The sequence below is a fragment of the Aquimarina mytili genome (assembly GCF_016735115.1).
GTDB classification, from domain to species: Bacteria; Bacteroidota; Bacteroidia; order Flavobacteriales; family Flavobacteriaceae; genus Aquimarina; species Aquimarina mytili.
Genome location: NZ_JAERQJ010000003.1, coordinates 156,396 through 171,913, shown reverse-complemented (window position 1 = coordinate 171,913; position 15,518 = coordinate 156,396). Strand labels below are relative to the sequence as shown.

Annotated in this window: 11 protein-coding genes; 10 read left to right on the top strand and 1 reads right to left on the bottom strand. The window is 34.3% G+C overall.

From position 1 onward, the window contains the following. Position 1 precedes the first annotated feature (1 nt). The 10 genes from JJQ60_RS08100 to dnaG all read left to right on the top strand — a co-directional run bounded on the left by JJQ60_RS08100 (position 2) and on the right by dnaG (position 14,736). Positions 2 to 1,222 carry a 3-phosphoshikimate 1-carboxyvinyltransferase gene (locus JJQ60_RS08100; protein ID WP_201918511.1) on the top strand — a complete coding sequence of 407 codons (1,221 nt, stop codon included), beginning with the start codon at positions 2 to 4 and terminating at the stop codon, positions 1,220 to 1,222. 78 nt (positions 1,223 to 1,300) lie between these two features. Further along, positions 1,301 to 2,350 (top strand): tRNA preQ1(34) S-adenosylmethionine ribosyltransferase-isomerase QueA, encoded by a 1,050-nt coding sequence (gene queA, locus JJQ60_RS08095; protein ID WP_201918510.1) that lies wholly within the window; start codon positions 1,301 to 1,303, stop codon positions 2,348 to 2,350. A 293-nt stretch (positions 2,351 to 2,643) separates the two neighbouring features. Next, on the top strand, positions 2,644 to 3,573 hold the full coding sequence (locus JJQ60_RS08090; RefSeq protein WP_201918509.1) for a chalcone isomerase family protein: 930 nt from the start codon (positions 2,644 to 2,646) through the stop codon (positions 3,571 to 3,573). 114 nt (positions 3,574 to 3,687) lie between these two features. Then, on the top strand, positions 3,688 to 4,728 hold the full coding sequence (gene rlmN / locus JJQ60_RS08085) for a 23S rRNA (adenine(2503)-C(2))-methyltransferase RlmN (protein WP_201919682.1): 1,041 nt from the start codon (positions 3,688 to 3,690) through the stop codon (positions 4,726 to 4,728). Between the two features lie 131 nt (positions 4,729 to 4,859). Further along, positions 4,860 to 5,837: a polyprenyl synthetase family protein gene (locus JJQ60_RS08080; RefSeq protein WP_201918507.1), complete on the top strand. Its 978-nt coding sequence runs from the start codon at positions 4,860 to 4,862 to the stop codon at positions 5,835 to 5,837. Between the two features lie 124 nt (positions 5,838 to 5,961). Beyond that, positions 5,962 to 6,531: an RNA polymerase sigma factor gene (locus tag JJQ60_RS08075; protein WP_201918505.1), complete on the top strand. Its 570-nt coding sequence runs from the start codon at positions 5,962 to 5,964 to the stop codon at positions 6,529 to 6,531. Further along, positions 6,512 to 7,327, top strand: coding sequence for a hypothetical protein (locus JJQ60_RS08070; RefSeq protein ID WP_201918503.1), 816 nt, complete (start codon positions 6,512 to 6,514; stop codon positions 7,325 to 7,327). Before JJQ60_RS08075 ends, JJQ60_RS08070 begins: the two co-directional genes overlap by 20 nt. 72 nt (positions 7,328 to 7,399) lie before the next feature. Continuing rightward, complete coding sequence (locus JJQ60_RS08065) at positions 7,400 to 8,476, top strand: coiled-coil domain-containing protein (protein WP_201918501.1); 1,077 nt, start codon at positions 7,400 to 7,402, stop codon at positions 8,474 to 8,476. 609 nt (positions 8,477 to 9,085) lie between these two features. Then, positions 9,086 to 12,286, top strand: a complete 3,201-nt coding sequence (locus JJQ60_RS08060) for a fibronectin type III domain-containing protein (RefSeq protein WP_201918499.1) — start codon at positions 9,086 to 9,088, stop codon at positions 12,284 to 12,286. Between the two features lie 488 nt (positions 12,287 to 12,774). Then, positions 12,775 to 14,736, top strand: coding sequence for a DNA primase (gene dnaG / locus JJQ60_RS08055; protein ID WP_201918497.1), 1,962 nt, complete (start codon positions 12,775 to 12,777; stop codon positions 14,734 to 14,736). 55 nt (positions 14,737 to 14,791) lie between these two features. On the opposite strand, the gene JJQ60_RS08050 is transcribed toward dnaG, so the two are convergent. Beyond that, on the bottom strand, positions 14,792 to 15,424 hold the full coding sequence (locus JJQ60_RS08050; protein WP_201918495.1) for a response regulator: 633 nt from the start codon (positions 15,422 to 15,424) through the stop codon (positions 14,792 to 14,794). Positions 15,425 to 15,518 lie beyond the last annotated feature (94 nt).

Below are 15,518 nucleotides of genomic sequence, written 5' to 3'. Positions count from 1 at the left end.
CATGAATTTGAAGCTACAGCATATTTCTAATATAGAAAATAACACATTACAAATAACAGGTTCTAAAAGTGAAACGAATAGGTTATTGATTTTACAGGCATTGTATCCTAATATCAAAATTGAAAATGTATCCAATAGTGATGATTCTCAATTAATGCAAAAGGCACTGGCAAGTAACGATGAAATTGTTGATATACATCATGCAGGAACGGCCATGCGATTTCTTACAGCTTATTTTGCAGTTAAAGATGCTAGAGAAACAATTCTCACAGGTAGCAAAAGAATGAAAGAAAGACCAATTAAAATTTTAGTAGAGGCTTTAGAACAACTAGGATGCTCAATAAGTTATGAAGAAAAGAGTGGGTACCCTCCTATAAGAATTCAAGGGAAGAGACCTATAGGAAATAGAGTCTCTTTACAAGCTAATATTAGTAGTCAATATATTTCTGCTTTGATGTTAATTGCTTCTTTTTTACCCGAAGGGCTAGAAATATCTTTAGTAGGCAAAGTTACTTCAGTTCCTTATATCAATATGACGTTAAGTTTGTTAAGTGATATCGGTATAAAAGGCACATACGATAATAATGTGATTACGATTGAATCCACCAAAGAAGTTGCCTCCAAGAGTGTAGTCGTAGAGTCAGATTGGAGTTCTGCTTCTTATTTTTATAGTATAGTAGCGTTATCTGATCAAGCTTCAGTGACTTTAGGAAGTTATAAAAAAGAAAGCTATCAAGGCGATTCGTCTTTGGTAGAAATATACAAGTATCTTGGAGTGGAGACTATATATGGTGAAAATACAATTACATTAAAAAAAGTTTCTAATCCAGAGTATCAATTGCCACAAGGATTAGATTTATCCAATTCGCCAGATATTGCACAAACTATCGCTGTAACTTGTTTTGGATTAGGTATTGGTTGTTATCTTACCGGCCTGCACACATTAAAAATCAAAGAAACAGATCGATTAGAAGCATTAAAAACTGAAATTGAAAAATTAGGAGGTAACGTGGATATTACAGAAGATTCATTACGACTAGAGCCTTCTGCTGTGATCAAAAAAGAAGTCGTAATATCGACATACAATGACCACCGTATGGCAATGGCATTTGCTCCATTAGCACTTAGAACATCCCTTTCTATTGAAGATGCTAATGTAGTGTCAAAATCATACCCCGATTTTTGGGCAGATCTAAAGAAATTAGGTTTCAAAACTTTTTAAATTTTAAATATATCTCAATTTACTTGACAACCCCTATGGTGAGATTGTATATTTGCAACTTTAAAAAAATAAACACGAATGAAGTTATCACATTTCAATTTTAATCTTCCACAGGAATTATTGGCGGAATACCCGGCAGAAAACAGAGACGAAGCACGCCTAATGGTTCTTAATCGAAAAGATCAGACTATTGAACATAAGCAGTTTAAAGATCTTATCAATTATTTTGAGCCAAATGATGTTATGGTCGTTAATAACACGAAAGTTTTTCCTGCCAGATTGTACGGAAATAAGGAAAAGACTGGGGCAAGAATTGAAGTGTTCTTATTGCGCGAATTAAATTCTGAAACACGTCTTTGGGATGTGCTTGTAGATCCAGCTAGAAAAATACGTATAGGAAATAAACTTTATTTTGGAGATGATGAGAGTTTAGTAGCAGAGGTAATCGATAATACTACATCCAGAGGTCGTACGTTACGATTTTTATATGATGGTTCTTATGATGAGTTTAGACAAAAACTGACTGATCTTGGAGAAACACCACTACCAAAATATATCAAAAGAGAGACAGAGCCCGAAGATGAAGAAAGATATCAGACTATATATGCTAAGAACGAAGGAGCAGTAGCAGCTCCAACAGCAGGTCTTCACTTTTCTAAGCATTTAATGAAACGTTTAGAGATTAAAGGAGTTGATTTTGCAGAAGTAACTCTACATGTTGGATTGGGGACATTTAATCCTGTAGAGGTAGAAGATCTTTCTAAGCATAAAATGGATAGCGAAGAGGCATATATAACGGCAAAAGCAGCAGAAACTATTAATCAAGGGATTGCTAATAAACAAAGAGTTTGTGCAGTTGGAACTACAGTTATGAGGGCATTAGAGAGTTCAGTGTCATCAGAAAAAACATTGAATGAATTTAGAGGATGGACTAATAAATTTATTTTCCCTCCATACGATTTTAGTATTGCTAATTCTATGATTACTAATTTTCATACACCAAAATCAACATTATTAATGATGGTTTCGGCATTTGCAGGGCATGATTTTATCAAAGAAGCATACGAAGAAGCAGTTAAAGAAAAATACAAATTTTACTCCTACGGAGATGCAATGTTAATTCTTTAAGAATAAGGCAACAAACGAGTAAAAAATCTGTTTAGCTATAAATTAAACAGATTTTTTTTGTTTTTTCATTAAGATAACTTGTTAAATTTTTCTTTATATAAAAATTATCGGGCTTCAATTTGCTTAAAACTACGGTTTTACCGTAATTTGCATGCTGTGTATTATGACGATAATAACTGTTTTTTGTCGAAAAAAGTATATTATTTATTTAAGTGAAATGTACTTTTTTTAAATTTTGGACCGTTTTTTGCAATCCAAAAGCGAAACATGAACTAAAACCTAAAATTACAATAATGAAAAAAGTATTTTATTACCTGACATTCTTTATAACAGTATGTTCTTTTGCCCAAACCAAAGTTGGTGCTGTTCGTTTTAATGATGTTGATACATTCGGAGAAACTGAATTGATGCTTAATGGAGCTGGAGCGAGAGAAAAATTATACTCAATGGCCATTTATCTGGATTTTGAAGTAAGTGGACCAGAAGATGGTGTAATGGTAGCAGAAAAAGATGCCGATATGGCGATTGTTATCAAGGCCGCTACTACTTTGGACCAAGAAGGTCTTAAACAAATAGTTAGAAGAGGATTAGAAGTTGCAACAGATGGTAATAGTTATAAGTATGAAAAAGAAATTCGTGAATTTATCAAATTGTTACCTCAAGAAGTAAAAAAGTTTGATATCATCAGAATCCTTCATAAAAAAGGAGGAGATCTTTCAGTGTATAAAAATAGAACACTGTTAGGTGCCATGAAAAGCTTAGAATTTAAGGCTGCTTTATTCAAAATTTGGTTAGGAGAAAATCCTATAGATTATGATCTTAAAGATAATTTATTGGCATCTTACAAACCAAACCCAGTGTTAGGGAAATGGAGAATGGTAGATAAAAAGACAGGGGTTGCTCTTAGTATTGTTCAATTATATATTATTGAAAACAAAGTGTTCGGTACTATAGAAAGAATGTTGAGAGAATCGCAAAGAGATGACCTTTGCTACGACTGTACTGGAGAAGATAAAAACAAAAAAATTGAAGGAATGACAATTATCAAAGGCCTTCAGTTTAGAGGAGATAAGTATGAAGGAGGAACCCTTACCAATGTCAAAAATGGCGAAGTGGTTGATTGCCAAGTGTGGACCGAAGAGGATAGAAGAGATATTCTTTTTGTAAAGTATAAAGGTAGCGGTGGTGTCCACGAATGGAGAAGAGTAAAAGAGAAAAAATAAGTTACCTCAATAGAATATCAAAAAACCCCTGGTTATACATTAACCAGGGGTTTTTTGATTATTCATACTAGAATCACATATGTACCATTTTATCTTCATATTTTTGCAGAAGTTATGAGTAGTAAGAAAAAAGATATAAGAGCGCTAACAAAAGATCAGTTACGAGTATTCTTCGAAGAAAATGGAGACAAAGCATTTCGAGGAAATCAAGTTTATGAATGGCTATGGAGTAAAGGTGCACATAGTTTTGAAGACATGACAAATATTTCTAAAGCGACCAGAAAAATGCTCGAAGAAAATTTTGTTATCAATCATATTCATGTTGATCAAATGCAACGTAGCACAGACGGCACAATAAAAAATGCTGTTAGGCTTCATGATGGATTAATTGTAGAATCTGTTTTAATTCCTACGTCTACAAGAACTACGGCCTGTGTTTCTTCTCAAGTAGGATGTAGTTTGGATTGCAAATTTTGTGCTACAGCAAGACTTAAAAGAATGAGAAATCTTAATCCAGACGAGATATATGATCAGGTTGTAGCAATAGATAATGAGAGCAGATTATATCATAACCGACCTCTATCTAATATTGTTTTTATGGGTATGGGTGAACCTTTAATGAATTACAATAACGTATTAAAGGCGATCGATAAAATTACCTCTCCCGAGGGATTAGGCATGTCACCAAAAAGGATTACCGTATCCACTTCAGGAGTTCCCAAAATGATTAAAAAAATGGCAGATGACCAAGTAAGGTTCAAGCTTGCCGTGTCATTACATTCGGCTATAGATGAAGTAAGAACGTCAATAATGCCGTTTAATGAAACATTTCCACTTACAGATCTAAGAGAAGCTCTCGAATATTGGTATGAGAAAACAAAAAGCCGAATTACGTATGAATATGTAGTTTGGAAAGGAATCAATGATCGAAAAGAAGATATCGATGCGCTGATCCGATTTTGTATGTATGTTCCCAGCAAGGTCAATTTAATAGAGTATAATCCAATTGATGATGGAGAATTTCAGCAAGCATCAAATACCGCAATTGATAATTATATCAATGCCTTAGAAGCAAGAGGGATAGTAGTCAATGTGCGACGCAGTCGAGGAAAAGATATTGATGCCGCCTGCGGACAACTGGCAAATAAGTCATAGACAATACTGATACACATTTTTTTCGAATTTATTTTTTATAATAATGCTTTATTATAGTAGTATCAACTTCTGAGAAATAACTATTTACATTATCTTCGCAATAGATAAAAACTAGAACATAGTACAGCGTATTGAAAGTTGTAGAGCAAATAAAACTACCTATAATTGATGAAATGGAACTTTTTGAACAAAAGTTTTCAGAATCAATGTCTTCAAAAGTAGCCTTACTCAATAGGATTACTCATTATATAGTCAATAGAAAAGGTAAACAAATGCGCCCTATGTTTGTTTTTTTGGTTGCTAAGATGGTCTCTGGTGGAGAAGTAAATGAAAGAACATATAGAGGAGCTTCTGTTATCGAGTTAATTCATACTGCTACTTTAGTTCATGATGATGTTGTAGATGATTCTAATCGTAGAAGAGGCTTTTTTTCCATAAATGCACTCTGGAAAAACAAGATTGCTGTCCTGGTAGGAGATTATTTATTATCTAAAGGTTTATTGTTATCTATAGATTATGGAGATTTTGATCTTTTAAAGATTATTTCTGTAGCCGTACGTGAAATGAGTGAAGGAGAGCTTCTTCAAATTGAGAAAGCAAGAAACCTGGACATTACGGAAGAGATTTATTACGAAATTATTCGTCAGAAAACAGCAACATTAATTGCGGCCTGCTGTAGTTTAGGTGCCTGTTCTGTAGATCCCGAATCAGATAATGTTCAAAAAATGAGAAAGTTTGGAGAGCTTATTGGTATGGCTTTTCAAATAAAAGATGATTTGTTTGATTATGGAGATACCGCTATTGGAAAACCAACCGGGATCGATATCAAAGAGCAGAAAATGACACTTCCATTGATTTATACCCTAAATCACTGCACCAAAGAAAAAAAGAAATGGCTTATTAATTCTGTAAAGAATCATAATAAAGACAAACAAAGAGTTAAAGAAGTTATTGGTTTTGTTAAAAAAAGTGGCGGATTAGAGTATGCGATTAAGATAATGCATAAGTTTAAAGATGAAGCCCTTTCTATATTGTCTGAATATCCAGATTCTGATTACAAATCTTCTCTAGAGTTGATGGTGGATTATGTAATTGATCGAAAAAAATAGCAATGGATGTAGAGTACTAAGTACTATTGTATACCTCAAAACTAAAAAAATTCTTTCCCCAGGCAACCATTTTATTTTTAATCGCGTCTATGTAAATAGAAGATCTAATTTAATTGATTTAGCATTGAAAGTTATTCAGTTTTATAAAAACGAAACACAGCTTATAAAAAAAGCAGCAAAACAAGAACGTGATGCGCAGCGTCTTTTATATGAAATGCATGCGCCCAAAATGTTGAGTATATGCAGGAGATATATTAGAGATCTTCATTTTGCTGAAGAAGTAATGCTTAATGGTTTTCTTAAGATTTTTACAAACTTGAAGAGTTTTAAGTTCGATGGTAGTTTTGAGGGCTGGATGCGCAGAATAATGATCAATGAGTCTATTTCATTTTTAAGAAAAGAAAAACAAATTTTCTTTACAGAAGAGATAAAAAGTTATACCGAAGAATCCTGGAATAATATTAATACAGAATTAGAAGTAGAACAAATTCAAGAGTTAATTGATAGTCTTCCAGAAGGGTATAAAATGGTGTTTGCGTTATATGCTGTAGAAGGGTACAAACATATTGAGATAGCTAAGATGCTAAAGATTTCTGAAAATACTTCAAAATCTCAACTCTTCAAAGCAAGAAAAATGCTACAGCAAAAGTTAAATGAACAAAATAAAATAAGTAATGGCGCCATTAAAATTTGAAGAAAAGATAAAGGAAAAGTTAGAGCAACGCGCTATAAAACCTTCAGAGAACTCTTGGGAAAAACTGTCTACGCAATTGGACGAAACCGAGAGTCACAAAAAAGGATTTAAAAAAGTATGGTGGTATAGTATTGCTGCAATTTTTATAGGGGTTTTGATCTTGACATCAATATTTGGAAATACAAATACAGTCTCTGATCAAATAGATATTCAATATGTAGATCAAAATAATGAGATCAAAGAATATAAAAATATAGAAATCGTCAAAAATAATGAAGTTGAACAGGACTTGATAGAAAAAAATGAATCGACTAGTGAAGATGTTGTAAAACCCTTTTCAAAGGAAAAAGAGGTCATATCACAAAAAAGAGAAATGGCAGTATCATCTCAATTTAAATCAGAAGATTTGATTCATGATAATGATATAGAAAAAAAGAATTATAACACAACTATAGTTAAGACTGATGAAAATGAAGCGGTTGTTGCAAAACAAGAAGAGAAGTTGCCTGTAGATTCTGAAATTATTGAAGATAAAGTAGCCGATATAGTGGCTCAAATCCAAGACATGCAAAATAATAATGTGCATGTGACCGAAGATGAAATTAACGAATTACTACTCCAGGCACAAAGAGAAATCACAACAAAAAAAATAATAAAATCTAACACAGTAAGTGCATCGGCTCTTTTACAAGATGTAGAAAGCGAATTAGATGAGACTTTTAAAGAACGTGTTTTTGAAGCGCTTAAAACAGGTTTTCAAAAAGTCAAAACAACTGTGGCTCATAGGAAAAATTAAATTCATTCATCAATCAAACCTGCTTACCCCCTCGCTTTAAGAGGGGTAAAGCAGGGAACAAATTCTTTAACAATGAAAACAATAATTACAATCACCACAATAGTGGTACTGTCACTCTATGCACAATTATTAAAGGCTCAAGAAACGGATAAAGCTAATACGATAGAGTTACTTGTACAGGAAAAAGAAAATATCACAAATGCTGAAAAAGCTGCACTTAAAAAAGAGGTTGAAGCCATTAATGAAAAGTTAGCTAAAACAGAGATAACAGTTGAAGAGGCGCAACGTCAAAAAGAAGCAGTAGCACAAAAACGAGCACTAAATATTGAAAACCTGCATGCTATTATTGATAATAAAATTGAACTTTTAGATCGTAATGGCGCCGAATATTCTACTTCTATGAAAGGTGAAGGTAAATTAGAGATTGGGATTGGAGCCGAAGATAAGGAGAATGGAGATATCCTTTTCGGAATGAAAATCAATACCGGAAAAGAGAAAAAAATAAAATACGATAGAAGAACATACTCAAATCTTGTGGTTGCTTTTGGGCTAAATAACGCCTTGCTAGATGGGCAATCCTTGGATGATTCTAATTATAAAGTTGCAGGAAGCAGGTTTTTTGAACTTGGTTGGGTTTGGAGCACAAGAGTGTTTAAGAACTCAAATTTCTTAAGACTAAAATATGGAGTATCCTATCAATCTAATGGTTTAAAACCTACAGATAATAGATATTTTGTTGAAAATAATAATCAAACCCAATTAGAAGAATTTAGAGTAGAGTTGGATAAGTCTAAGTTTCGAATGGACAATATTGTAGCACCTTTGCATTTAGAATTTGGTCCGTCAAAAGTGAAAGAAACAGAAAACTCAATTAGATATTCTACCGCTCGGAAATTTAAAATCGGATTAGGGGGATATGTTGGAGTAAATGTTAGTACGCGACAAAAACTAAAATATAAAGAAAACGGTGACGAAATAAAAGATAAAATAAAACGAGATTACAATACTACTGATGTGATTTATGGATTGAGCAGTTATATTGGTTTTGGCGACATGTCTATTTATGCTAAATATGATATATCTCCGATGTTCAGAAATGCAGAGATTGATCAAAACAATGTGTCTTTAGGATTGCGTTTTGACCTTTAATCGATAGGTAAAATCATGAGATAACTCATGTATTTTTGTAATCTTTAAAAAAATAACCACCAAAATTATTTTCATTTTGTAGGCTAAATATTAGCTAATTGTTCTCAAAAAGAGCGGCATCATCATGTTGCTCTTTTGTTGTTTTTAGAGGTAAATGCTATTAGAGGTTGTGATTCTCAGGTCATGGTATGACTAGTGTTTTTCTAATGTAATGAACTAAATAGCAGGAGAATTTTTCTGTTAAATAATTTACCAAACTATCAAATCTGTTAAATATTTAAACTTGAATAAAACCCTTATTCTTGTTACGGTTTTAACGTAACTATTTGATTGTAAGTATTTTATGACATATTATTTTTTTGTTTCTTCATGAATTATTCTATATTTAGAGTCGTCATAATTGAAGTAATTCTTCTCAAGATATGTTCATAAAAAAGGCTTACAATTTTCATCATAATTATGGGCATGCCATACTATTCATTTAAAACTTATACTAATACTTTTTAATACAAACAATTAACCAAAATTCACACAATGAAAACAAAATTCTATTTTTTGACATTATTCGTGTTTTGCAGCTTCGGGCTGCTAGCTCAACAAGGGGGTTCTATGAAAGCCAGCTCATTCGGTGAGGCGGCCTACAAAATAGATATTCCCGCACTCGCAAGTATGAAGAATATCATATCTGCAAAATTTCAAGGAAGCGTAGCACCTCCAAAACGAAGAGGGAAGAATGAATTTGTTGCCGGTAAAGGTTTCCCTAAAAATGGAGATCCATTAAAAGCTGTTCAACAAAAAAATGCTTCCAGAGCGGCAATTACGAACGAGATAGCTTCGTTTGATGCTCATATTGGTACTGTACTAAATGATGCTACCGGGGCAATAGGTCCTAATCATTATGTATATGCCTTTAACTCTGGTTTTGGTATTCTGGACAGAAATGGTAATGTTTTATTACCAGAAGCTTCGCTGGCAACATTATTTCCAGGAGAATCACTAGGAGATCCAGTGGTGGTATATGATAACTTTGCAGATCGATTTATTATCATGCAGTTTAGTAACACACCAAATGGTTTCTTAATTGCTGTAGGTCAAGGGCCAGATCCAGTTAATGACGGATGGTTTACCTATAGATTTAATACAGGTTCGTTTCCAGATTATGAAAAACTTTCTATTTGGAGTGACGGATACTATATAACTGCTAATAAAGATCAGAACAACCCTAGTGGTAATGATGTAGTATTTGCAGTAGAAAGAGATGAAATGCTTGCAGGTAATCCTAATGCACAATTTGTAGGGTTCCCACTTCCTGGAGCAGAGACTAATGGGTTCTATAGCCCAGGAGGATCTAATGTTACAGGAACAACTTTACCTCCTGTAGGTGCAGGACATTCGATAATTTATCTTCAGGATGATTCTTGGTCAGGAGTGTCTAATGATCATTTAAAAGTATGGACTACAGATGTGAACTGGGCAAATCCAGCAAGTTCTACTATTTCGCAACCTCAAGAAATTTCTACAACACCTTTTGATAGTGTGTTTGATGGAGGTTCTTTCCAAAACTTAGATGAACCAGGAAATGGTCCTGATATTGATGCTTTACAAGCTACTATGATGTATATGACTCAATACAGACGTTTTGGAACACATAACTCTATGGTGTTAAACTTTGTAGTTGACCTAGACGGTACAGATAGTTTGGCTGGTATCCGTTGGTACGAGCTAAGACAAACAGCAGATGGTCAACCGTGGACAATTTTTCAAGAAGGAACATACGTTCAGCCTGATGGTCTTAGTGCATTTTGCGGTAGTATAGCACAAGATGCTCAAGGTAATATAGGATTAGGGTATACTGTGGTTAGTAGCAGTGTATTTACTTCTTTACGTTATACAGGTAGATTGGCAAGTGATCCGCTAGGTACAATGACAGCAGTAGAACAAGTATCTGCAAACGGAGATGCTCAAAACAACCGTTCTGATGGTCGTTATGGAGATTATGGGCAAATGACTATTGATCCATTAGATGATATGACCTTCTGGCATATAGCTGAATACATGAAAGGACCTTCTCCTAATGTAAGAAGAAGTCATGTTGTGGCTTTTAAATTAGAACCAGATACACCAGATACAGAAGCGCCTACAGCTCCTACAAATTTAGTTGAATCTAATACAACTGATGTTTCTACAACAATTAGCTGGGATGCTTCTACAGATAATATAGGAGTAACAGCTTATGATGTTTTGCAAGATGGAGTAGTTATAGGAACTGTTGCTGGTACTACTATCGATGTGTCAGGATTGACAGCAAACACAGCGTATGATTTTTCTGTAATAGCAAAAGATGCTGCAGGAAACGAATCAGCGGCAAGTGCTGTTTTAACGGTGACTACTTTAGCTCCAGATACTCAGGCGCCATCAGTGCCAGCTAACTTGGTAGAATCAAATCTTTCTGCAAATCAAGTAACAATTAGTTGGGATGCTTCTACAGATAATGTAGGGGTTACAGAATATGATGTTTTACAAGATGGAGTTGTTGTAGATACGGTTACCGAAACTACTGCGACCGTAACAGGTTTAACTCCAGAAACTACATATGAGTTTACTGTAGTTGCAAAAGATGCTGCAGGAAATGCCTCAGGCGCAAGTACACCACTTAGAGTTACAACACCACTAGCTACAGGGTGTTTAAATGGTGTGGCGGCTCCTTACAGCGAAAGTTTTGAAGCAGGATTAGGAGCTTGGACTCAGGATTCTGGAGACGACTTAGATTGGACACGTGATGCTAACGGAACTCCATCTAGAAGCACAGGGCCATCAAGTGCAGATGACGGTACATTCTATCTGTATGTTGAAGCTTCAGGTAATGGAACAGGATTTCCAAACAAGCGTGCGATCATTAATTCACCTTGTTTTGATTTAGGTGCGGCTACTTCTGCTACCTTCTCTTTTAGATATCATATGTTTGGAGCAAGCAATTTTGGATCGTTAGATCTTGAAGCAAGTAATGATGAAGGTGCTACCTGGACTAGTATCTGGAACAGAAGTGGAAACCAAGGAAACTCTTGGCAAACTGCTACTGTTGATCTTGCTGCATATGTAGGTACAGGAGTTCAATTACGATTTAATCGTTTAACAGGAACTACTTGGAGAGCAGATGCTGCTATAGATAATATTTCATTAACAGCAGGTGACGGTGGACCAGGTGGTGATTGTGCTTCAGGAGACTTAACCTTAAGTATTACATTTGATAATTATCCTCAAGAAACTTCTTGGACAGTAACCGATAGTAATGGTGCTACTGTAGCTTCTGAAAGTTATACTACTGCTAATCCAGATGGATCTACAATTAATGAAACAATTAGTGGTCTGGCTGATGGTAGTTATACTTTTACAATTTTTGATTCTTTTGGCGATGGTATTTGCTGTGGATTTGGTAATGGTTCTTATACCTTATCAAGTAGTGCAGGAACTATCGTTTCTGGTGGAGAGTTTACAAACTCTGAAGCTACGGACTTCTGTGTTACAGGAGGATCTTCTGCAAGACTTAGTACATACCCATTAAGTGATATTGATACTAAAGATGCCGGATTGTTTAAATTATTCCCAGTTCCTGCCGAAAGAATTTTGAATATTTCTGTAGGTAAAGAAGCTATTCTTAATGTAGAGATCTTCTCTATGTTTGGTCAAAGAGTTTATCAGGGAACTGATTCTAAGATCGATGTAACAACTTTCTCTGCTGGAACGTATTTTGCAAGAATCACAGGAAAGAATGAAAGTTTTGTGACTAGAAAGTTTAATGTTATAAAGTAATTTTCTAATAACATTTCTAAATATGAATAAGAGGCGGCCATTTGGCCGCCTCTTTTTTGTTTGCTATATCCTTTGTTTCTAAATTTTACGCCATAATCGAGACTTGAATGCTCTGAGGCTTACCTCGAAATCTAAATCGTTTTTCAACCTAATACCTCAAGGGACTTGTCCTAAGGTAGTTTACTATGCGGCATTTAAAAGAATGTGGAAAACGGCCCATTTCTTGGCCTTGTAGTGCATATCAACGGTGATGATCTAAAAACCAATCGTTAATTTTTTTTGATCGTATAGAAATATAATTTGTATCACAGATTATACTATTTTTGCGTTAAGGATAGAGGTGGTATCCTTTTTTGTTTGTAGATGTTTTTATTATATTTTGCAAATAAACAAAAAAGATATAACCGATAGCCTGACCATTAGCGTAGCGCGATGGTAACGCCCAAATACGTAATTTGAATTTTTAAGAGGGATATACCTAACAAAAAATGATTCATAAATCGACCATAGATGCTGTTTTTGATGCTGCTCGACTAGAAGAAGTAATAGGAGATTTTGTGCAATTGAAAAAAGCAGGAAGTAATTTCAAAGGGTTAAGTCCTTTTAGCGATGAGAAAACCCCTTCTTTTATGGTATCTCCGGTGAAGCAGATTTGGAAAGATTTTTCTAGTGGCAAAGGGGGAAATGTGGTTGCTTTTCTTATGGAGCACGAGCATTTTACATATCCTGAAGCTATAAAATATCTAGCAAAGAAATATAACATAGAAGTTGAAGAAACCGAGCAAACAGACGAACAGAAAGAACAGGCAGATGAGCGAGAAAGTATGTACTTGGTTAGCGAATATGCGAATACTTTTTTTCAAAATTCACTCCATAAAACCGAGCATGGTAAGGCTATAGGACTTACTTATTTTAAGGAGCGCGGGTTTACAGAAGAAACGATAAAAAAGTTTGGGTTAGGATATTCTCCTGATTCCTGGGATGCTTTTACTTCAGAAGCTATTAAGAAAGGCTATCAATTAAAATACCTAGAAAAAACTGGTCTTACCATTGTTAAAGAAGAAAAACAGTTTGATCGATTTAAAGGTAGAGTAATGTTTCCAATCCAGTCTATGTCGGGTAGAGTATTGGGTTTTGGAGGTAGGATATTGACGAATGAAAAGAAAGCAGCAAAGTACCTAAACTCGCCTGAAAGTGATATTTACCATAAAAGTAAAGTGCTTTATGGTATTTATTATGCTAAGCAATCAATAGCCAAAGAAGATAATTGTTATCTGGTAGAAGGGTATACAGATGTTATACAGTTCAATCAAACCGGAGTGCAAAATGTGGTTTCATCATCGGGTACGGCATTAACTTCTGATCAAATACGTTTAATTAGTAGACTTACTAAGAATATAACGGTACTGTTTGATAGCGATGCAGCGGGGATGAGAGCTTCTATACGAGGTATAGATCTTATTCTTGAACAGGGGATGAATGTAAAGGTGTGTAGTTTCCCAGATGGAGAAGATCCTGATAGTTTTGCAAAGCAAAATACTTTAGAGGAGCTAACCACGTATCTCGATAATAATGTTCAGGATTTTATAAGTTTTAAAGCTTCATTGCTCCAGAAAGAATCGAAAAATGATCCAATTAAAAAAGCAGAATTAGTAAGAGATATGGTTACTAGTATCTCTAAAATTCCTGATGTGATTAAGCGAGAGATATATGTACAAGAATGCTCGCGAATCATGGATATCTCTGAAGATGTTCTGTTTAATACTTTAGCACAGATCCGTAATGTCGATGCAAAAGATCAGCGTAAACAGCAGAAACAACAAAAAAAGACGCTAGAAGTTGTAAAGCCCGATGTTCAAAAAGCACCCAAAGTTGATGAGCAATTTGAATTAGAACGTAAAATTATCGAGATTCTATTGTTGTATGGAAAGCGTGAAGAAGAATTTGAAGACCTTATTTTAAAAGAGAATGAAGATGGAGAGCTCGTTTTAGAACCAGAAGCGCATACGGTAAAGGTCTTTGAAAAAATATATTTAGACCTCCAGGATGATGAGATAGAGTTTACTAATGATAATTTTAAAGAGGTGTATACTATTTTGATCGATAAATTACATCAAGAAGAAGATTTTAAAATTGAAAATTTCATTAACCATACTCCTCCACAAATAGCTTCTGAGATTACCGCAATAATGATGAATGAAGAACGATATGCATTGCATCGCTGGCATGATATGGAGATTCATGTAAAACAAAAAGACTATACGGTACCACAGTATGTAAGTGATATAATATTAAACTTGCGTAGGTTTTTGATTAGTCAAAAAGTAGAAGAATTATCACAAAAGATAAAAGCACAAACTATTGAAGATAATCAGGAAACCATCCAGGATATTATGGATTACCAATCTCTTAAGAAAATATTGTCTCAAAAACTTAATCGAGTAGTATAATCAAAGGCTTATTCATCTTGTAAGTCAAATATAAATAAGCCTTCGATTTTTAGTGTTAGCTAATATGCAATAATCTGGATTGATGAATCAAATCGGCAAGATTATCCACTTTTAATTTTTTAAGCAATCTCGTTTTATAGGTGCTTACAGTTTTTTCGTTAATAGATAATGTAGTAGCTATATCTTTATTTCGTTTACCAGAAGATAGGAGATTAAGTACTTCTATTTCTCTGGAAGAAAGTTTTTTATACTTTACAACCATGTTGTTCTCACTGGCATTTCCATTGGCCAATTGTTGAGTAAGATTGTCATTTAAATATATACCTCCTCTGGCTACACGCTCAATGGCTTTTTTTAGTGTTTTGGTAGGAACAGTCTTAGAGAGATAAGCAGAAGCACCTGCTTTTATAGCACTTAGTGCATACATTTCTTCTGGATGAGAGCTGAAAATAATAACTTTTATTCCAGAAAATTCTTTTTTAATGGTTCGCAAAGCCATGATCCCATTAATTTGTGGAAGATCTAGCTCCATAATAAGTACATCTGGAGTATTAGCTTTTAAAACATCATACATTTCATTACCATTGCTTACTTTTCCAGTAATTTCATAGTCTTCTGAGTTTCTAAACAAAGAAACGATCCCTTTCCTGGTAATTGGATGATGATCAGCGATTAGTACGGTTGTCATTCTAGTTTACTTAATGTTGGTTTATTAATTTAACATGTTAGGCTAGGGGTAATTTTTGTAATCTTTATGCAAAATTAATAAGAACTAGTCCTAG

Bases quoted from the DNA above. Each gene is read 5' to 3' on its own strand.
- dnaG (WP_201918497.1), top strand. From the start codon at position 12,775: ATGATTCATAAATCGACCATAGATGCTGTTTTTGATGCTGCTCGACTA.
- queA (WP_201918510.1), top strand. From the start codon at position 1,301: ATGAAGTTATCACATTTCAATTTTAATCTTCCACAGGAATTATTGGCG.
- JJQ60_RS08065 (WP_201918501.1), top strand. From the start codon at position 7,400: ATGAAAACAATAATTACAATCACCACAATAGTGGTACTGTCACTCTAT.
- JJQ60_RS08060 (WP_201918499.1), top strand. From the start codon at position 9,086: ATGAAAGCCAGCTCATTCGGTGAGGCGGCCTACAAAATAGATATTCCC.
- rlmN (WP_201919682.1), top strand. From the start codon at position 3,688: ATGAGTAGTAAGAAAAAAGATATAAGAGCGCTAACAAAAGATCAGTTA.
- JJQ60_RS08100 (WP_201918511.1), top strand. From the start codon at position 2: ATGAATTTGAAGCTACAGCATATTTCTAATATAGAAAATAACACATTA.
- JJQ60_RS08050 (WP_201918495.1), bottom strand. From the start codon at position 15,424: ATGACAACCGTACTAATCGCTGATCATCATCCAATTACCAGGAAAGGG.
- JJQ60_RS08090 (WP_201918509.1), top strand. From the start codon at position 2,644: ATGAAAAAAGTATTTTATTACCTGACATTCTTTATAACAGTATGTTCT.
- JJQ60_RS08070 (WP_201918503.1), top strand. From the start codon at position 6,512: ATGGCGCCATTAAAATTTGAAGAAAAGATAAAGGAAAAGTTAGAGCAA.